Annotated in this window: 9 protein-coding genes and 1 tRNA gene; 7 read left to right on the top strand and 3 right to left on the bottom strand. The window is 38.5% G+C overall.

Annotated features, from left to right (window positions below):
• Nucleotides 1-4: 4 nt before the first annotated feature.
• The 3 genes from ACKWBX_RS06555 to ACKWBX_RS06565 all read right to left on the bottom strand — a co-directional run bounded on the left by ACKWBX_RS06555 (nucleotide 5) and on the right by ACKWBX_RS06565 (nucleotide 3,555).
• The gene (locus ACKWBX_RS06555) at nucleotides 5-904 is read right to left on the bottom strand and encodes a MerR family transcriptional regulator (protein WP_413967845.1); all 900 of its coding nucleotides are present in this window, start codon (nucleotides 902-904) and stop codon (nucleotides 5-7) included.
• 108 nt (nucleotides 905-1,012) lie between these two features.
• Nucleotides 1,013-1,096: transfer RNA gene (locus ACKWBX_RS06560), tRNA-Leu, on the bottom strand.
• A 125-nt stretch (nucleotides 1,097-1,221) separates the two neighbouring features.
• Complete coding sequence (locus ACKWBX_RS06565) at nucleotides 1,222-3,555, bottom strand: hybrid sensor histidine kinase/response regulator (RefSeq protein ID WP_413967846.1); 2,334 nt, start codon at nucleotides 3,553-3,555, stop codon at nucleotides 1,222-1,224.
• A 1,820-nt stretch (nucleotides 3,556-5,375) separates the two neighbouring features.
• On the opposite strand from ACKWBX_RS06565, the gene ACKWBX_RS06570 reads away from it, so the two are divergent.
• From ACKWBX_RS06570 to ACKWBX_RS06600, 7 genes are all read left to right on the top strand, one after another.
• Entirely contained in the window at nucleotides 5,376-6,983 is a 1,608-nt protein-coding gene (locus tag ACKWBX_RS06570) for a glycoside hydrolase family 32 protein (RefSeq protein WP_413967847.1), read from the top strand.
• A gap of 689 nt (nucleotides 6,984-7,672) precedes the next feature.
• Nucleotides 7,673-8,986 (top strand): glycoside hydrolase family protein, encoded by a 1,314-nt coding sequence (locus tag ACKWBX_RS06575; protein WP_413967848.1) that lies wholly within the window; start codon nucleotides 7,673-7,675, stop codon nucleotides 8,984-8,986.
• A 52-nt stretch (nucleotides 8,987-9,038) separates the two neighbouring features.
• The gene (locus ACKWBX_RS06580; protein WP_413967849.1) at nucleotides 9,039-10,262 is read left to right on the top strand and encodes a glycoside hydrolase family 88/105 protein; all 1,224 of its coding nucleotides are present in this window, start codon (nucleotides 9,039-9,041) and stop codon (nucleotides 10,260-10,262) included.
• A complete protein-coding gene (locus ACKWBX_RS06585) occupies nucleotides 10,255-11,607 on the top strand; it encodes an MFS transporter (RefSeq protein WP_413967850.1) in 1,353 nt (450 codons plus the stop codon). The genes ACKWBX_RS06580 and ACKWBX_RS06585 overlap by 8 nt, the downstream gene beginning before the upstream one ends.
• Before the next feature lie 55 nt (nucleotides 11,608-11,662).
• Nucleotides 11,663-12,886: a DUF4861 family protein gene (locus ACKWBX_RS06590; RefSeq protein ID WP_413967851.1), complete on the top strand. Its 1,224-nt coding sequence runs from the start codon at nucleotides 11,663-11,665 to the stop codon at nucleotides 12,884-12,886.
• Between the two features lie 47 nt (nucleotides 12,887-12,933).
• Complete coding sequence (locus ACKWBX_RS06595) at nucleotides 12,934-17,082, top strand: hybrid sensor histidine kinase/response regulator transcription factor (protein WP_413967852.1); 4,149 nt, start codon at nucleotides 12,934-12,936, stop codon at nucleotides 17,080-17,082.
• 735 nt (nucleotides 17,083-17,817) lie between these two features.
• Nucleotides 17,818-20,817, top strand: a complete 3,000-nt coding sequence (locus ACKWBX_RS06600; RefSeq protein ID WP_413967853.1) for a SusC/RagA family TonB-linked outer membrane protein — start codon at nucleotides 17,818-17,820, stop codon at nucleotides 20,815-20,817.
• The last annotated feature ends 8 nt before the right edge of the window (nucleotides 20,818-20,825 follow it).

The raw sequence follows: 20,825 nt of genomic DNA on the forward strand, positions 1-20,825 counted from the left end.
TAATTTATAGCTTGCTTACCACTTCATCTATGGATGTGAACGTTTTCACGAACCTTGGTAATTTATCAGTATCTATATGTTGCACCTGTCTGCCCAATACCCAAAAATTAGGATTATCGTAATCAGAGACTAGTTTATCAAATTCCTGCATGTATTTATTGATGCGGTCTTTTTCCGGAACGACCGTAAAGTAGGAAAGGAAGTAAATGTTCTCAAAATATTTCATCACGTCCATAAGATTTTCCATAGGAATGGTCTGCCCCAAATAAATACATTTATAACCTCTAAGCACAATCTCATAATTTAGATATAGTAGTCCTATTTCATGAATTTCGTTCTCCGGCAAGAATGCTACAAAGATTTTGTCTGTCTTGGTAGGTCTTTGGTGTTGCAGTTTTTCCGTATTCAACAGAATCTTCTGCTTTATGAGACTGGTGATGAAATGTTCGTGTGCCGGACTAATAGTGTCCGTTTGCCAAAGGAGACCAAGTTCGTTCAATAATGGGATGAACGTTTCTTTGAAAACCTCACGAAATGAACTTTCATTAAGAAGGCTATTGTATGTATTAAAGAATATGGTCTGGTCAAAATTGACCATTGCTAATTTAAAAGCATTAATAGCGTGATTTTTATGGCTCTTCTTTGCTACAATTTCACGCACCACCAATGGAATATCTTTTTCTGGTATCTTGGCTATCTTTGAAATTTTATGGCCATTATGGTATAACAAAGTTACATTCAAAAGCTTTTGCAAGCTTTGTAAACTGTACGTTCTAATATTGGTGTTTGTTCGTTCCGGTGATAAAAGACTATATCTTTTTTCCCAGATTCTAATGGTGTGAGCTTTAATTCCCGAAAGGTTTTCCAAGTCACGAATACTGAAATTCTTTTTTACATTGTTCATACTTTTCAGAAAAGGATTAAACAAATTTAAGCTTTAAAGTATTACGACGTAAAAAAGCAGCGTTAAAATTTACAAAAAGAAAAAGGTCAAGGAACTCCTTGACCTCTGTGCCCACGACTGGAGTCGAACCAGCACGTCCTTGCGAACACTACCCCCTCAAGGTAGCGTGTCTACCAATTCCACCACGTGGGCCTTTATTAATGGAAGGGCAAAGATAACAAGCTATACGCCAATTCAAAATACAACTAGATTTATTTTGGTTCAACACATATCACGAAAGGTTATAGGTATATTTTTTTCCGAAATACATAGTGCTCCTAAACCGCTTTTTTGAAGGATTTGTCCAAAGCTTTATCTGCTTTTTCCAATAATATATTTTCTTTAATCGGTTTGGTCATGTAATCATCGGCCCCTAGGCTTTTTGCTTTTTTGTAGGATTCAGCGGTGCAATCTGCCGTAATTACTATAATTGGTACCTGACCATTTATATGTTCAAATAAACCGCTTCTGATTTTTTCAATAGCCTCAAAACCATCCATAACGGGCATTTGTAAATCCATGAATACCAAATCAAAATTATTTTTTTCAAGTAGGTCTAGTCCTTCCTGTCCGTTGTTTGCAATGGACAAAGAAACACCTTTCCATTTTTTAACAAATAATTTGATGACCATTTGGTTCATTTTATTGTCTTCTACCAAAAGAATATTTCTGTCCTCCATAGAGATATGTTCTGATTTTTCTTCGGGAACGATGTCAAAATCTAGCTTTACCGTACATGTGGTTCCTCCATTGGCATTCTGATTTATAGTTATGCTGCCTTTTTGTAAGTCTACACATGTCTTGACTACATATAGACCTAGTCCTAAGCCTTCAAATTCCCTTTTATCGTTAGAAGAGTGCTTGGAAAATGACTCAAATATGGTATTCATTTTTTCTTTGGTGATTCCTATGCCCGTATCAATGATAAAGAAGGAAAAAGATATCCTGTTATTTTTTGAGATGGTGTGCTTTATTTCAAGTTCAACTGTTCCGTTAGGGGTAAACTTGATGGCATTGTCCAATAGATTGGTCAATATTTGCACTATTTTTTTGGCATCCCCAATAATTTCCCTTGGGAGATTGTTGAGACTTGGAAATTTAAATGTTAGATTTTTTTCTTTCGCTCTAGGTGCTATGGTCTTTTCAATAGCCTCTAATATTTCTCTAGGATTTAACGGCGCTTCTTGCAATTTATAATTTCCTTTTTCGATGTCGGTGTAATCTACAATATCATTTATGGCGGATAAAAGCGATTTTGAAGAAGCGGTTATTAGCCCGGCTTTTTCCTTGGAATCGTTGCTTTCTGCATCGTTCTCAATTGAAGAGGCTACTCCCATAATCAAGTTCAGCGGTGTACGCAATTCATGGCTCAGATTGGATAAAAAGTAACTCTTAATGTCGTTAAGGTCCTCTGCTCGTTGAAGTGCCATAGCATGGTTTTTTTCGTTCTCCAATCTAAGTAGCTTTATACGATTGCTCATTGAAATAGAAAGAAAAATAATTTCAAGTGCCGTTCCAAATTTAGGACCGTTTTCAGAATAAAATGAGTGTGGTAAAATATTGAGGTTATTCAGGATGAAAACGATAAAGCCCATGATTAAAAAGAAGATTCCCAAAATGAAAAATATATCTGTCTTTTTCTTTTTTATTCTTCTTATAATAATGGCCGAGATGATTTCTGAAAGTACAATGATGCCTAAAATATTGGTAATGGGATAGGCATATGATAAAAATTTTGGCAGTAATACAATTCCGGTTACTGTGGCAAGTAATAAAGTGCAAGTAGTGAAATAGATTTTATCGAGTACGTGACTTACTTTGGAAACTTCCAAAAATTGCCCTCCATACTTCAAAAAGAACAGCAATGATATATTAGCAATCAGAATAACGGCCCTATCGTTGAGCCAACCACCACTTGGGGTGATGTATTGGTGGAAAAAACCATCCACCGCAAATTGCAAAAGACCTACAAAAAGAATATATATGCTGTATACGGTAAAAAGACTATTTCGTAAGCCAAAATAAAAAAAGAGATAAACTGTAAACGCCAGTAACAAAATACCGTAAAATAGACCAAAGAAAATCTGTTCATTATATGTATTTTCCAAAAGATTTTCCGGGGTGGTCAAACGTAGAGGAATGTTCAAGGCTTCGCCATCACTTTTTATTTGTACATATCCTGTGTATATTGTTTTGGGTAGTAAGTCTAGCTTGAAAAATACTTTTCTGTGCGGTAGACTTTTCATATCAAAGGCAATAGCATCACCGTTTTTCTGCTCGGATATAATGCCGTTCTCAGTGATTGAATAAAGATTGACAAAGTCAATGATTGGCCTAGCTGTCTCTAAATAATAGTTGAGCTCTTTAGTTGTATTATTGACCAATTTAAATTTCACCCAGTAATGTTCATCTGTAAAACCAATATTCTCCGTAGCGGATTGGAATGGTATAAAATTGAATCTTTCCTTATTCAAAATAATTTCCTCCACAGAAACAGGATACCCTCCCGTATTTAAGATACTGGCATGTTCATGTAATGAAACAGCTTCTTTGATAGGCTCGTCAATGTGATATTGGGAAACGAGATTTTGAACGCTAAAGAGTAGTGCCAAAATAAACCACCTTTCTGAAGAAAATATATTATAAAAACAACGCAGAGTTGAAGACATACTTAGAATATGGAATCACTGAACATGTTAACAACGCTTGGTATGTATAATAATTATATCAAAAAGAAAGAAAAATCTTAATAAATATTTATAGAACCTATTTAATTAATTGATTTACAGATTTATATAAAAATAAGATTTTATATTTCAGACAAATGATTCTTATAATATAAAACCTCCACGTTACATGGGACTACACCCCACTGTGATTGCGGAGTATGGGTATCATTTTAAAGTAAGTAGGTTATCCGAAATTTAAGTATAAAAAAACCTCTAGATTGTCTCTTGACAATCTAGAGGTTTTTTGTGACCTGGCTGGGGTTTGAACCTCTTACGCTCAGACCAGTCAGAGTCGAGTACTTGCTATTATCCACTTTTCGTGTTGACGATTTGTGAACTAGTTATGATACAGATTATGTCAATGTAACTTTCGTTTTACAAATATAATTGTTTTGAAAACTTACTATTATAAGGTTGCAAATTATTTTAACTAAAATTTAGATTGTCCACACCCCGTTCAGCACATTCCCACTACATTTCATTTCGGGCAATAAGCTTCACTGCAAAAGGTCTTGGACACAATCTCCAATTTTGTCTTTCCATTCCGTTACTCCTTTCCGTCCCGAAACTTCGGGGCTGGGAAGGAACACCATATTCCTGAGCCAAAACTGTGAATTAAGTCCGCCTTTTCATCGAAAAGGGATTACTTTGGTTTTTCTAATAGAATTTACGGTAAGCTCATCTTGAGTGCTTCTTCGAAAATTCCTGAAAACCGAACCGATGCCTTACACATTTTAAGGGATTTATAATGGATAAAGCCTTTGTTGTTTTTCGAGTTGTCGAAAAACAGGCACGACATAACCAATTCTAATTCAACCGCAGCTACTTATTTCGCTTAACTATCGGTACACTTAAATGCAACTGCGTTTAAAAGAATTGCTAATGCCCTTATGGAACTTGTCAAGACTATACGAGTTTTAGTGAAAAATAAAGTTTCTACCTCCTTGAAATTCCGAGGAATTTACTACGTCGCAGACACACCTGATTTTACCCTAAAAGTCGTGACAAACCCACTTCATCCATTGTGCGATGCATGAGGGAAAAGAACAAACACCCCTTAAAATTCAATCTGTTTTAAATCAATTTTCTAAAGATTAGGAAACAAACAGTGTTGATAGATGAATGTTCAATCCTTCGAACCCAGGATCAAGCCCAATTGCTGTGTGTGAGGAGAAATAATATCATTTTATTTAGATCAATCGAAATCGAATATTGAACTCGTTTAAAGCCTTGTTATTTGTTTGTTACATTATCTAAAATGTGTTTTCTATCTGTTTTAATTAAATCGAAAGTTAAATATTTCTAGTAGGTAATCTTTTTCTCCAGTGTAGTTTGTCCTAAGTGAAAAAGCGCCTAAGAAAAGTAACAAGATTGAAAAAAACTGTAAATACAATACTGTGAAGATTATTAAACACAACTTTTATACTTGATTTCAAGTCCCTGCATCCACCTTGAAAATCTGGCAGAAAAGCATTTTTTTATTAAATTTCGAAGCAGATAATATTTAATGGCGAGATTTATGTATTTTCCTCCTTTTTGGATCAAGTCAAATCGTTATTCAATTAGATTTGTTATTTTATATTTTAAAATCAGTCTTCGTTAATCATCTCTCTGCACCGTACTTCCAAATGAAAAATAAATTAAAACTTACCTTACTCTTTTCAATGGCAACGCTACTCATGTGTATCGCGCAGCAAAAAAAAATGCAAATCACGAAGCGTTATATGAACCTTCCCATAGAAAACAAATTAAAGACGCAACGATTGAAAATCTTAATGAACGATAACCTTTTTAGAGATTTTGATATTCAATTGGCGCAAACTGAACCAGATTTTTGGGTATTTATTGATTTAAAAGAGCATTTAGGCAAAACCTTAGTTTTGCAACCTGAGAAATCGAATAGGGAAGGCCTAAACAAGATTTATTTTTCTGATCGCATTCATGGTGCTGACACTTTGTATAAAGAGCAACTCAGGCCTCAATTTCATTTTACATCAAAGCGCGGTTGGCTAAACGACCCAAATGGTTTGGTATTTCACAATGGCGAATATCACCTGTATTATCAGCATAACCCCTACGGATGGAACTGGGGAAACATGCATTGGGGGCACGCCGTTAGCAAAGATCTGGTGCATTGGGAAGAAATATCTAAAGCTATTGTACCCACTTATGATGATATGGCGTTTTCAGGTTCGGCAGTAGTTGATAAAAATAACATGGCTGGCTTTGGCACTTCTGACCAAACGGCTATCGTGGCTGCTTATACTAGTACGGGAAGAGGAGAATGTATTGCATACAGCCTCGATAACGGACGTACTTTTACTGATTATGCAGAAAACCCTGTTTTAGCTCACGAAGGCCGTGACCCAAAAATTTTCTGGTACGCACCTAAAAAACATTGGGTCATGGTGGTTTATGATGAGTCGGTTGAAAAGCGTCCACTTAACCAAATAGTAAAAGATCGTACGCTGCAAGTGCATACTTCAAAAGACCTGAAAAAATGGACATACCGATCAGAGTTAGATGGTTACTACGAATGCCCCGAGCTTTTTGAACTTGCCGTTGATGGAGACGAGAATAATAAGAAATGGGTGATTTACGGTGCCAATGGTCAATATAGATTAGGCAGTTTTGATGGTGAAACCTTCCTCCCCGAAACTCCAAAATATGAAATGTTGCACGGAAATGCGTATGCTTCACAAACTTTTAATAATATACCTGATGGCAGACGCATACAAATTTCATGGGGCAGAAGAATTATTTCTGAAGGAATGCCCTTTAATCAAATGATGACCTTTCCTGTTGAACTCTCGCTTTCGACAACTGCCGAAGGGGTTCGTTTGTTAACCAATCCTATTGATGAAATAAAAACCTTGTACGGAAAGAAACAGGAGTGGAAAAGTAAGATCATTACAAAAAACGGTTCTTTTGATACAAAAACTAAAAATGACGCCCTTCACATTTTAGCCAATTTTGAAATAATGGACGACTTTGCTTTTGGACTAAAAATCAACGGCTACGAACTTGTGTATGACGTCCATAACTTTAAATTGAACGAGGTTTTTGTAAGACCTGTGGACGGAAAAATCACCCTAGAGATTCTAGTCGATAAAACCAGTATCGAAATATTTGCGAACAATGGTGAAACCTATATGGTAAAACCTCACGTGTCAAAGTCCGAAAATTTCCAAGTCATAGCGTATTCCTCTTCTCCCAATTTTGAAACAGACAGTAAAACCTTGTTGCGCGAACTTGTGATAACTGAACTCAACTCCATTTGGAAACCGACTAACTTGAGTGGCGAACATTGAAATTTGAAATGATTAGAAACTGTTTTAAAAATCTATGCGTGATGTCTTTCTTCAGGTAGCTTTGCCTTTCTGTTAGAATTATATGGCCTTATAATATTTTAGGGTAGCATGAGGTTTTCTTCCTCAATACATTACAACCAAATGTAAATCCGCGCACTCCGCGAACAAAAGTATTATGCGCAAAAGTTTTGTTTAAAGGTTAATCAAGATAACTACTGTTTAAAGCCAAGTCATTCAAATCAGTTTCATTATTTTTTTCTTTATTTCAAGAATACTATATAAATACCGAATACTACATAAAAGTTTTCTGATTTTGACATTATTTAAATTCAAAATTTTGGGAGTTGCGAAATGGGATCGAAAATATTAAAATTGATCGTGTTAATGGGAGTAGCGGCTGCTTTTTTGCTATGATATTTACCTTAATTTTTCAATTTTCTTATCGCCTTATATTCTTTAGAAAAACTGAAAATTGAAGCAAAAAACTACAGCGGATCACGCGACCCCCAATCTTTTGGGTAACGCCATAACACATTTCTAAAAATGAATTAAAATTAAATACACTAACTAACAATGAATCCTAGAAAATATACGCTGTGGCTTATTTATCCCCCAAAAGCAAACCATAACACCTTGCCTTTTCTTCTAGATTATAACAATTTAGCAACAATCTTTTTACACTCATATTTATGAAATTGCTTCGGCTACCTATCGTGCTCATACTTTCCACATTTATCTTTTGTACAGGGTGTTTTGATACTTCAACAAAAAAGAAGTCTAATGATGCGCAAGATGCCGAAGGCGATGAAAAGCTGGTATCGAAAAGTTTTGATGTAGCTATGGCGCAGTACGATGAAATGCTGACTACTCTCGAAAAAGATGCCAGGTTTCCTAAATCGGTAGACGATGAGGGGCAACTTACTTTAGAGCCTATCAAAGGTTGGACAAGCGGATTCTTCCCCGGAAGCCTTTGGATGATTTACGAATATTCTGATGACGACAAATGGAAGGCTGCTGCTGAAAAATGGACGCATTTTCTCGAACCGCTTCAAGATTACTCAGGTGATCATGATATAGGTTTCCGTATGTTTAACAGTTATGGCAACGGTTTACGTTTGACTGGTAATTCAGCTTACGATTCTGTATTAATACGTTCGGCCCAATCGCTTTGCAAACGTTTCAATCCAAATGTTGCGGCTATAAAATCATGGGACAAAGCAAAATCATGGGATGGAAAAACGGAGTGGTACTATCCTGTAATTATCGATAATATGATGAACCTCGAACTCTTGTTCTATGCTTTCAAAAAAACAGGTAATCCAAAGTTTGAAGAGGTGGCACTCACACATGCAAATACTACAATAAAAGATTTCTACCGTCCCGATTATAGCTCATACCACGTAGTTAATTACGATAGTATTGCAGGAAAAATATTAGATAAGGCTACCGCCCAAGGCTATGCAGACAATTCTGCTTGGTCGCGGGGCCAAGCATGGGGGCTTTATGGCTTTACCGTAATGTATCGTGAAACGAAAGACAAAAAATACTTAGATCACGCGTGCCAAATAGCGAAGTATATTATGGGGCATACTAACTTGCCAGAAGATTTGGTTCCTTATTGGGACTATCACGTGCACGAAGAAGGGTATCAACCCGATTGGAATTATAGACCCGAAGATTACCCCGATATTCCTCGCGATGCTTCGGCGGCAGCCATAACTGCCTCGGCACTCTACGAACTCTCTACCTACACCGATAAAAACAAATCTATATCATACATCGGTTTTGCTGACGAGCTATTGCAAAGTCTGAGTTCGGACGATTATCTGGCGGAAGTTGGAAAAAACAACAATTTCATTCTTAAACATAGTGTAGGTAGTATTCCGCATGGCGCAGAGATAGATAAGCCCTTAATTTATGCTGATTATTACTTCTTAGAGGCCCTATTGAGAAAACAAAAATTGATGCAAAACAAATCTTTAGTTCAATCGCTAGCGCACTAAACGGAACAATAGTTACTTGATTGAACTACAGATGCTCACTAAAAAAATACAGATGAAAATCTTCTTTCGAATGCCCCTGAGTATAAAGGTATTGTCACTTTTTCTCATTTGGTTTGGTCTAATCAGCCTCTCTAATGGGGCAAAAAGGACTGTTACGACTGAGTTGGATAAAAAATCAAAAGAAAGGGAACGGATACTTGAAGCCTTATATAAGGCAGCTGATTGGCAGTTGCAACTCCCCTTCGAGGGGAAAAAACGCTGGAATGAAAATAAGAAATACGATTGGGTATTCGGTACGTTTTACGCTGGGCTTTCTGATTTGCATACCTACACCAATAAAAAAAAATACCTCGATCACATGCTTGAACACGGTGCCTCACTAAACTGGGAACCTAGAGCAAGACCCTATGATGCTAATGAATACGCCATGATTCAGATGTACGCCGATGTTTTTGAAAAAACTGGAGATACTTCGGTAATTGATAAAGCGAGATTTATGGCAAAAATGCCATTGTTACGTTATTTAGAAACCGATGTGCGATTTAAAGAGAATACCTATTGGCAAGATTGGTGGAGTTGGTGTGATGCGCTTTTTATGGCGCCCCCCGCTTTTGCAAAATTAGGAACAGTGTTAGACCAACCCAAGTATTACGATTATTTAAATGAGCAATGGTGGAAGACCTCAGCGTATCTCTACAGCGAAAAAGATAGCCTCTATTATCGTGACGATACTTTTTTTGAACAACGCTCTAAAAATGGAAAAAAAGTATTTTGGTCTCGAGGCAATGGCTGGGTATTGGGCGGCCTCGTGCGCGTGCTTGATGAACTTCCTAAAGACTATCCTGCCCGCAAAAAGTTTGAAACTCAATTTGTTGAAATGGCGCATAGAATTGCACCATTACAAACCGAGGCGGGTTTTTGGCCATCGAGCTTATTAGACTTTGAAGCCTATCCCGCCAAAGAAACGAGCGGTACTGCCTTTTTCTGCTACGCCCTTACTTGGGGTATTAATAACAATTTGTTAGAGGAGAAAAAGTTTTATCCCGTCATAGAAAAAGCTTGGGAAAGTTTAATAGCAGCGCAGCATCCGTCTGGCAAATTGGGTTACGTACAGCAAATTGGAGATCAGCCAGGCAATTCCACTTTTGAAGATGAGCAAGCCTATGGCGTAGGTGCCTTTTTAATGGCAGGCGTAGAACTCGCTGAATTTATAGACCGTAAGCAGTCGACCAAAAACTCGCTCAAAAAAAAGGTAAGAAATCCGAATGATGAATAAATCCGCATCTTCGCAAATTACCTTAGCAGATAAAAAGCCCAAGCTCTCCTTTTGGCAGATGTTTAATATGAGTTTTGGTTTTTTGGGAACCCAATATGCTTTTGCTTTGCAGACTGCTTATATGGGGCCTATTTACACCTATTTAGATGTCGACCCGGCCAATATTCCGTTTCTGCTATTGGCAGGTCCTATTACTGGTCTGGTTATTCAGCCTATTGTAGGTGCATTAAGCGATAAAACCTGGTCACCACGCTGGGGTAGGCGTAGACCGTATTTTTTAATCGGAGCCATTTTAGCCAGTATCTGTTTGGTATTTATGCCCTTTTCATCCACGTTATGGATGGCAGCCGGATTGTTATGGATTCTAGACTCTTCCATAAACGTGACCATGGAGCCTTTTAGAGCCTTTATCGCCGATAAATTACCTGAAAAACAACGCTCCGCAGGATTTTCTATGCAAACTTTTTTTATTGGTGGCGGGCAAATATTAGCAATGTCAATGGCCATAATTTTAGTTTGGATGGGCTTTGATCTTTCTGAAGAATCTAGCGAACTTCAGAAAGTGCCAGACTACGTGCGCTACCCATTTTTTATTGGAGCATTTGTTTTTATGGCGTCGGTATTATGGACGATTTTTACAACGGATGAATATCCGCCAGAGGATGTAGAAGCCTTCAAAAAGAGAAAAGAGAACACCAACGTTTTTTTAGAAGGTTTTAAAGATATTTGGACTGCCCTATGGCAAATGCCCAAGGCGATGAAACAACTTTTTTTCGTAAAATTTTTTACGTGGTACGGCATTCCTATTTTTTACAGTTATCTCGCTCTGTCAATCGCACGACATGTTTACAATGCGCCAGATGAAAGCTTCCCCGGGTTTGCCGAAGGGGTAAAATCAGGTACTACCGCTATTTTAGTTATGAATGTAAGTACCATTATTTTCAGCTTATTATTGCCAAAAGTGTCAACCCTTGCCGGGCGAAGGTTAACGCATGCCATTTGCCTTCTATTAGGTGCCGTAGGCTTTATCGGTATGCTATTTACCACAAGTTTATTCGGCTTTCTTTTCTGTATGTGCCTTTTTGGTGCTACTTGGGCTTCGGCATTAACGATGCCTTACGTTATGCTGTCGAGTGCCGTACCTGCTGATCGCATGGGTATTTATATGGGCTTATTCAATACCTTTATTGTTATTCCCATGGCCATAAGCATGGTTACCGTACCGCTGTTTTACGATAGTTTCTTAGCAAGCGATCCTCGAAACGCGATTGCGTTTGGTGGGGCCTTTTTTATCTTGGCTGCTTTGGCCACTAAATTTGTGGGAAGAGAGGTTGAAATTGAATAGCGACTTCTCCTCGCTTGCAAAATGGTCCGCTATAAGACCTTCAAAATATAAAACGATGCGTTTATCAAAGTATTTTATAATGCAAATACCAAAAAATACTACCTTATTTATCTTACTGCTCTTAAGCTTAGGCAGTTGTACTGAAAAAAAAGACAGTCATAAGAAAAATGTTGATTTTATCATTAAAAACACATTGCCCTTAGAGCGCAGTTTTGAAACTCTTGAGCTTACTCATTCACTATTAAATGTAGCCGACTCTATTGATTTATCGAACTACGGCGTTAAAGATTTGGAAACGAACGAATTTCTGGTTCGTCAGTATATTGATGAAGATGATGATGGAAAAATAGACATACTTCTTTTTCAACCTCAGTTAGCCCCTAACCAAGAAAAAGAGTTCAGACTAGAACAACTTCCTGTAGAAAATAAGCCAGATACCCTAAGAGTTTTTTCTAGATTCGTACCTGAACGCACTGATGATTACGCTTGGGAAAATAATCGCGTCGCCTTCAGAACTTACGGCCCTACGGCGCAGCGCATGAATGAGGGGGGCATTGAAGGAGGGACGCTTTCAAGCGGAATCGATTGTTGGCTCAAAAAAGTGGAATACCCCATCATTGATAAATGGTATACGCAATTTGAACAAGATCCTATGGCTTATCATATTGATACCGGTGAAGGACTAGACAATTTTCATGTTGGCCGCAGCAGAGGAGCTGGTGGCATCGCTAAAAAAATAGGCGACCGGTATTATTTTTCCAAAAACTTTACTGCCTATAAAACCCTCGCCAATGGCCCTATTCGGACGAGTTTTGTTTTAAAATACGAGAACTGGACGGCCGACAGTGTTATCATCAAGGAAAAAAAACACATTTCCCTTGATTATGGTAATAATATGACCCGAGTAGCACTCGATGTTAGTGGTACAAATAATATATCTGTCGGGCTCACTTTACATGAAAATGATGGAAAAATTACCGCCAACGATTCACTAGGTTGGGTTAGTTATTGGCAACCCCACGATGGCTCAGAACTAGGAACGGGCCTTGTAGTACCAAAAGTGTATTATGTGGGTCATGAAACCTACATAACTAAAGAAACTGATCTTAGTAACGCCTATGCTTTATTGAATCTTTCCCAAGAAAAAACTATATATTATACAGGTTTTGGTTGGAAAGAAAACGGTAACTTCAAAACGCAGGAACAATGGGAAAACTATTTGAAAGAATTCGCTCAAAAGTTAGCAGCCCCATTACAAATAAAGGTCAAAACACAGTAAAATAATAGGTTTATATTGCACAGAAAGTGTTTATTTTTCAGAGAATCATGAAGAACAGATTATTACTTTTACTATATATTCTGTTGAGCACTTATCTAGGCTCAGGATTGCTCTATGCGCAAGAAAATATTTCTTTTACTGAAAATCCTAAGTTCAAAAGCTACACCATTTTCGATGGTCTTCCGAGCACCTCGGTAACAGGTATTGCGCAAGACATAAGAGGCTTCATGTGGTTCGCCACCCGCGACGGACTCAGCCGTTTTAACGGACTCGATTTTACAAATTATTATCGACAGGAAGGCGATTCGCTAAGCCTTAGCCATAACCAAATACAGGTGGTGTTTGTCGATAGTCGCGGATCTTTATGGGTGGGTACCAAAAACGGACTCAACCAATATATTGAGGGCACCGGGTTTAAACGATATTTCGCCGAGAAAAACGATAAAGGTATCGCAGGCAACGGCGTACTTTCTATCCGCGAAGATCGGGAAGGGAAAATTTGGTTGGGGACCAATAATGGTATTACCGCTTTAGATCCTAAAACCAATAAAACAATTAACTACCGACATAAATCTAATGACAATAACAGCCTTCAAAATAATTATGTTATGGAGGTGTACCCTGATTCAAAAGGCTACCTCTGGGTCATTACCGATCAAGGCGTTGACCGGATGCACCTAAAAACTAAAACCTTTAAACACTACGCACTTAAGAATGGTAATAAAGATGCCCTTAGGGAAGTCAATTACGCCAGTGCTCTGTACGAAGACAATCAAGGGCAACTTTGGGTTGGTAATCTATCGGGATTATGGCGTTACAGTGAAGAAACCGATGAGTTTTTGAAGCACAAAGGTGAGAACGATATCTTGGCTAACCTCTCAGTACGTGCCATAGATCAAGACAGTAAAGGAAATTTATTAATCGGTGCCTACTCCGGTTTGTATGTCGATAATTTTGAGAAAAAATCTACGGTTCGTTTTCGGCATAATCCTGAAAACCCATATAGCATTAGTTCAAATTCTGTACACGCGATTTTCGCCGATGCGTCTGAAAATCTATGGTTTGGCACCTGGGCAGGTGGTATTAATTATTTGGGCTGGAGTTTCGATTCGTTTAATCACATCGGTTCTACCTCAGGTCTAGGCTTTCCTATAGTGAGCTCCTTCGCAGAAGATGCTGATCGCAATCTTTGGATAGGTACTGAAGGAGGCGGCTTTGATTATTACGAACGAGAAACAGGAAATTTTACCAACTACAATCACAACCCCGACAATAGCAATAGCCTCAGCCATAATAATGTTCATGATTTAGTTTTAGATGGCAAAGGAAATCTCATTCTTGCCACCTTTGGTGGAGGCTTAGATTATTTTGACCCTAATTCGAAATCTCAGCAGTTTCAACATTATGTGAACGACCCACAAAATGAAAATAGTGTCGCTTCAAACTACATTCTAACCCTCTTTGTCGATAGCAAAGCGCGAATTTGGGTAGGCACCTCTAATGCTGGGTTAAACCAATTTCACCCCGAAGAAAGCAGCTTCACCCGATTTTCCGATGAAACCAATGATTTCGCGCAAATCACCGCCATTTACGAAGATCGCGATGGAAGAATTTTAGTAGGTACATCGAGCGGACTTGGGGTAGTCGACGGATTAAATAAAAAAGTAACCTATAATGTATTCGAGCACTTCAATAATCAGATTAGAGAATCGGTGCTTAGCATTCACCAAGACGAGATGGGAGATTATTGGCTGGCTTCTGAAGGTGAAGGTTTAGTGTGGATGGATGCCAAAGGCACTCAAATTAAAAAATTTCAAAAATTAGAAGGGCTGTCGAACGATCTGGTTTACGGAATACTTCCTGACGAAGCAGGAAATCTTTGGCTTAGCACTCATAATGGCATATCTCGATTTAATGTAACAGAAAAAAGTTTCGATAATTTTGATGTTCAAGATGGTTTACAAAGCAACGAATTCAATTTCGATGCTTTTATGAAAACGTCACAGAACGAATTGGTTTTTGGGGGTATTAATGGTTTTAATATTTTTCTTCCTTCAGAAATAAAAATTAATGAAAATACCTCTCCTGTATTACTAACCAATTTTAAAATCAATGAAAAACCCATAACAATCAATGAAAATTCGCCATTGACAAAACCCTTGGCGAAAACTGAACGCATCATACTTGACCACGACCAATCGCTCTTCAGTTTTGAGTTTATCGCCTTAAAATACTCCCGCCCAGAGAAAATCAACTATGCTTACAAGCTCGAAGGCTTTAATGACGAATGGTTAAATATTGGCGACCGCAGACAAGTTACTTTTACGAATATCGCTCCTGGCGATTATACCTTTAAGGTTAAAGCTTCAAAAAAAGGAATGCTGTGGAACGATGAAATCACCTCAATCGCCCTCACAGTACGCCCACCTTGGTGGAAAACCGGTTGGGCAATCTTAGCTTATTTGGTGCTTTTATCGACCATCGGCTACGCGATATGGCACTATATTCGGTTACGCATTAAAGACCGTAACGCGCTTAAAAAAGTAAATCTTGAAAGGGAAAAAGACGAAGAAATGCACGAACTTAAATTGCAATTCTTTACGAACGTTTCGCACGAATTACGCACACCACTTACCCTGATTATGGGCCCTCTAGAAAAGTTAATTGACCGATGCCATGATTTTGATGCTTCCACTAAACAAGAACTTACCGTCATGGAGAGAAATGCGAAACGCTTGATGCGACAGGTAAACAATATTATGGACTTCCGAAAAGACGAAATGGGGAAGTTAAAACTGAAAGCCGCCAAAGGGAACTTTGCTAAATTTTGCAACGAAACCTGCCTGTCTTTTCGCGAACTGGCTGATTCTCGAAATATTACCTACAAGTTTTCAAGCACTTCCGATGCGGTAAAACTGTATTTTGATCGCGACAAAATGGAAATTGTGCTCTACAACCTCCTATCAAATGCGTTCAAATTTACTCCTGACGAAGGAGAAATCACTGTACGGGTCACTGAGAAAAAGGCAGATGCAAATGGCTCTAAACGCATGGTGCTATCGGTTTCCGATACGGGTCAGGGTATTAGTGAAACGCATTTGGCGCATATTTTTGAACGCTTTTACCAAATTGAAACCGTTGGCTCTCACGCCCGTGGAAGTGGTATAGGTCTGGCATTAACAAAGCGTTTGGTAGAGCTTCATCACGGCACTATAGAAATTGATTCTAAAGAAGGGGCAGGTACTGTTTTTACAATTCAATTGCCTAAAGGAAAGCAACATCTAGTAGAGGGCGAAATTTACAAGAACTTCCGCCACGGCGAAGATGTAACAAACTATAACTCTGCAGAAAAAAGTACTTCAAAATTAAAGCAACTGAAACCTTCAAAATCGAGTAGTAAGAAAAAAGAAGATATTCCCGTCCTCTTGGTGATAGAAGATAATTATGATGTTCGAAAATTTATTGTCGGATGCTTTCAGCAGGAATATGTGGTTAAAGAAGCTTCTGATGGAGGAACGGGTTACGAACTGGCAACCCAACTTATTCCCGATCTCATTATTAGCGATGTAATGATGCCCGAAATGGACGGAATATCATTGTGCAGTAAATTGAAAAAGGATATCAATACCAGCCACATTCCCATTATTTTATTAACGGCGAGAACATCGCTCATCTTTAAAAAAGATGGCCTTGAAAATGGTGCCGACGATTATGTAAACAAGCCTTTTACACCGAGCATACTTCAACTTAAAGTAAAAAATCTAATGGATACTAGAAAAAGGCTACAAGAATATTTTATCCGCAATTATAAAGTAAACCCAAAAGAAGTGGTTCTCACATCTAAGGACGATGAATTTTTGGATAAAGCCGTAAAGTGCGTAGAAGAGCACTTATCTGATTCTGAGTTTAACGTAAGTACATTTATAGGCGAAATGGGCATGAGCCGATCAGTGCTTTTTAGAAAGATTAAAGGACTTACGGGTCAGTCTACTACTGAATTTATACGTACCATTCGCATTAAGCGTGCGGCACAAATTCTAGTACAAAACCGCCTTTCAATTTCCGAAACGGCCTATGAAGTTGGTTTTAACGACCTTAAATATTTCCGTACTTGTTTTCGGAAGCAATTTAATTCTTCTCCATCAGAATTTATCGCGAAGAACGCCGAGGAGGAAGAGAAGTCGTTGCAGGATTGAGCTAGCTGCGGATTTTATGCCGTCATGTACTTGGTATTATTGAGCCTGAGGACATCGGGAGTTATAATTGTCGGATACAATTAAATTAGTCAGCGATTATGATTGGATTTGAATTGGAGGTAAAAGGCGCCAAAACTGTTGCCGGCATCGAAAATGAATCGTTATCCGTCATTGCTTCAAAGTTATCAGAAAAGATAGTCAATCAATCGATTTGACCTTTAGTGCATTTGATTCGGATAAGGATATTTTGTCAAATGGGCAGAAGTTGCTCTTAGTGTCGGCGACACGTATAGCGTAAGGGTAATCGAGGTTGAAGAAAGTTCTGAGCCCATCCTAATAGATGAACAAGGTTCGGAAAAGGCTATACTTTAAGGCATGTTGAATTCCTATCGAAGTTTGAAGGAACGGCTTGAAGCTAAGGGTTTAATTTGAATGAATAGGATTAGCGCTTTAGTTATGACCCCAAATTTTTCACACCGGTATTTAAATGGCTCGTAATATTAGTTTCTTTAAATTAAGGCTTCAAAACCAATAAATCTTGAAATTCATGCCAATTATCTTGATTATTAGATAGATATATCTCCCCTTAATTGCTAATTGCACAATCTGACCCCCTTTTTCAAAACATGACACCCTAAAATCTTAGGAATAATAGATAACATTTGCTAGTGTACTAAAACAGCTAAACACGCGATAATAAAGAACCACAACCTAAAATTAAAACCGAACACTATTATGAAGCATTACTGCGACGTATTCTTGAGGAAGTACTCCATTTTCGGAATACTACTCTTATTTCTAAATTTTTCTTTTGTACAAGCACAAACCACGGTAACAGGAACTGTGACCGATAGCTCAGGAGCACCGCTACCTGGTGCCACGGTTGTTGTTAAAGGGACGAGTAACGGTACTCAGACCGATTTTGATGGCAATTATTCGATTACAGCACAAGAGCCTGATGGTATATTGGAGTTTTCTTATATAGGCTTCGCAGGTCAAGAAATTCCTATAGACGGGCGTAGCGTAATCGATATTGGTCTTAAAGAAGATGTATCTCAACTAGATGAAGTTGTACTTATTGGTTATGGCTCTGTAAAGAAAAGCGATGCTACGGGCGCAATGACCTCGTTAAAATCAGAAGACTTGAATAAAGGTGCGGCACTTTCACCCCAACAACTCTTACAAGGTAAAGCAGCAGGGGTAAGCATCACCCAAAACAGTGGTCGACCTGGTTCGCAAGCCACCGTACGCGTTCGCGGACCTAACTCGGTTAATTTTAGTAATGACCCACTCTACGTGATAGACGGTGTTCCTGTATCATTTGCCCAAGGTAGTTTTGGCGGCGGCGGCAATACGGGTATAGATCGGTCTAATAGGGAAGCAACCAACCCCTTAAGTTTGATTAACCCTGCTGATATTGAAAGTATCGACATTCTAAAAGATGCCTCTGCAACGGCTATTTACGGATCCAGAGCAGCGAATGGCGTTATTTTAATTACTACAAAATCAGGAAAAGATGGGGTTAATCGTTTAAACTACGAAACCTATATCGGTGCTTCTACCATACGCAGAAAACTTCCCGTTCTTACTGCCGAGCAAGTGCGACAATACGCGGCCGAAAATCCTGGTTTGGATTTTGAAGATAGAGGTGCCAATGTAGATTGGCAAGACGAAATTTTTCGAACCGCATTAACAAGATCGCATAGTCTTTCTTTAACTGGCGGAAACAAAGGCACAAATTATCAGGCTAGCTTCGGTTATCAAGATCAAGAGGGCATTATTATTTCGTCAGGTGTCGAAAATATAACAGGTAGGCTAAATTTAAACTCAAAGTTTTTAAATGATAAGCTCACTGTTAGTGCGAACGTACTATACGCTGTAGAAACCAGCGATAACGTACCTACCATTGGGACAGCCGGTGGCGACGGCGCTGGTGATGTTATTCGAGATGCACTTCGGGCAACGCCCACTACACCAGTAAGAGACCCGAATAGTCCGTACTCGGGTGGCTTCTCTTTTATTCAAACCTTTGTTCAAAATCCAGTAGAACAGGCTCTTTTAATTGATGACATAGGAGAATCTAAACGCTTGTTGAGCAATATTTCTTTCGATTTTGAACTTCATAAAAACCTGAATTTTAAGACGAATCTGGGTTATACACAAGAGCATATTGAAAAGAAATCTTTCTTTCCTTTATCAACAAGAATCGGATTTGACAATAATGGGTTTGCCAACTTTCAAACTAGAAACAATAACAACCAACTGATAGAAACTACCTTCGATTATCACAACGATTCAAATGAAAACCATAAAATTAAATTTTTAGCAGGCTACTCTTGGCAGGAGTTTTCAAATTCGGGCAGCTTTATTCGTCGTTCGGGTTTTGTTGAAGACATTATAGGTTTCAACGGAATTGATGCAGGAGAAATAATTAACAATGCCAGCACGAGTGCAGAGACCAATAAGATCATCTCATTTTTTGGTAGAGCGAACTACGATTTGTTCAACAAATATCTATTTACGGCTACTCTCCGCTATGATGGTTCTACCCGTTTTGGAGCGGATACCAAATGGGGTATTTTTCCCTCAGCCGCGTTCGCTTGGAAAATTTCCGAGGAAGAGTTTCTACGGGAAAGTTCAACCGTATCAACGCTAAAACTACGCGTAGGCTACGGTGTAACGGGCAACCAAGCCATAGCCAATTTTGGCTCATTAGCCTTAACAAATGTGGGGCTTAACCAAAACCCTGAACTTGGTTTAGTATCAACGCCATCAACCGTGGCCAACCCCAATTTAAAATGGGAGTCAACTGCCCAACTCAATCTGGGTCTCGATTACGGTTTTATGAATGACCGAATTACGGGTAGTTTTGAAGTTTATAAAAAAAGAACTACCGATTTAATACTGCGCTTTTTAGTTCCTAGCCCGACACCAGTTGAAACCCGCCTAGAAAATGTGGGCGAAGTTGAAAATAAGGGTATTGAGTTTAACACAAACATCAACTTGGTGGCTAGAGAAAATTTCGATCTCGATTTCTACGGGAATATAAGCACCAACCGAAACGAGGTAATTTCACTTTCCGAAGGAAATCTTATTACACCTGAATCGGGTATTCTCTCCTTTACGGCACCTTCGCCTCAGCAACAAAGTCAAATTTTGATTACAAAAGAAGGTGAATCATTAGGTTCTCTTTTTGGATGGGAATTTATTGGTTTCGATCAAAATGGCGAAGAACGCTTTAGAGATTTAAATAACGATGGCGTAATCAATAGCGATGATCGTAAAATTATCGGGGTAGCACAACCCGACTTCACTTACGGTTTTGGTATTAATATGAATTACAAACGATGGAGCTTTGGTGCTTTCCTTAGAGGGGTTCAGGGAATTGATTTACTCAATTCTTCAAGAAATGACTTAGAGAATATTTCGAATCTTCCTCAAGTCAATCAGTTAGATGCTGTATTAAGAAGTGGTGCTACCTTGGCACCGAGTTCGCAGGTCAGTAGCCGTTTTGTAGAAGACGCTTCATTTCTCCGAATGGAAAATGCTACCTTAGGGTATAATCTCAACGTTGATAATTTTCCCCTACTCCAAAGCTTAAACCTCTATGTTACGGGGCAGAATCTTTTTGTACTTACTGAATACAGTGGTTTTGATCCTGAATTGAACGTCGCTGACTTTAGTACCTACCCGAGAGCAAGGACTTACATATTAGGAATAAAGGCACAATTTTAATAGTAAAA

This window comes from Maribacter algae (genome assembly GCF_047345745.1).
In the GTDB taxonomy this organism is placed as follows: domain Bacteria; phylum Bacteroidota; class Bacteroidia; order Flavobacteriales; family Flavobacteriaceae; genus Maribacter.

Excerpts from the sequence above, each read along its gene's own strand:
- ACKWBX_RS06590 (WP_413967851.1), top strand. The coding sequence starts at position 11,663 with ATGCGTTTATCAAAGTATTTTATAATGCAAATACCAAAAAATACTACC.
- ACKWBX_RS06585 (WP_413967850.1), top strand. The coding sequence starts at position 10,255 with ATGAATAAATCCGCATCTTCGCAAATTACCTTAGCAGATAAAAAGCCC.
- ACKWBX_RS06595 (WP_413967852.1), top strand. The coding sequence starts at position 12,934 with ATGAAGAACAGATTATTACTTTTACTATATATTCTGTTGAGCACTTAT.
- ACKWBX_RS06570 (WP_413967847.1), top strand. The coding sequence starts at position 5,376 with ATGCAAATCACGAAGCGTTATATGAACCTTCCCATAGAAAACAAATTA.
- ACKWBX_RS06600 (WP_413967853.1), top strand. The coding sequence starts at position 17,818 with ATGAAGCATTACTGCGACGTATTCTTGAGGAAGTACTCCATTTTCGGA.
- ACKWBX_RS06575 (WP_413967848.1), top strand. The coding sequence starts at position 7,673 with ATGAAATTGCTTCGGCTACCTATCGTGCTCATACTTTCCACATTTATC.
- ACKWBX_RS06555 (WP_413967845.1), bottom strand. The coding sequence starts at position 904 with ATGAACAATGTAAAAAAGAATTTCAGTATTCGTGACTTGGAAAACCTT.
- ACKWBX_RS06580 (WP_413967849.1), top strand. The coding sequence starts at position 9,039 with ATGAAAATCTTCTTTCGAATGCCCCTGAGTATAAAGGTATTGTCACTT.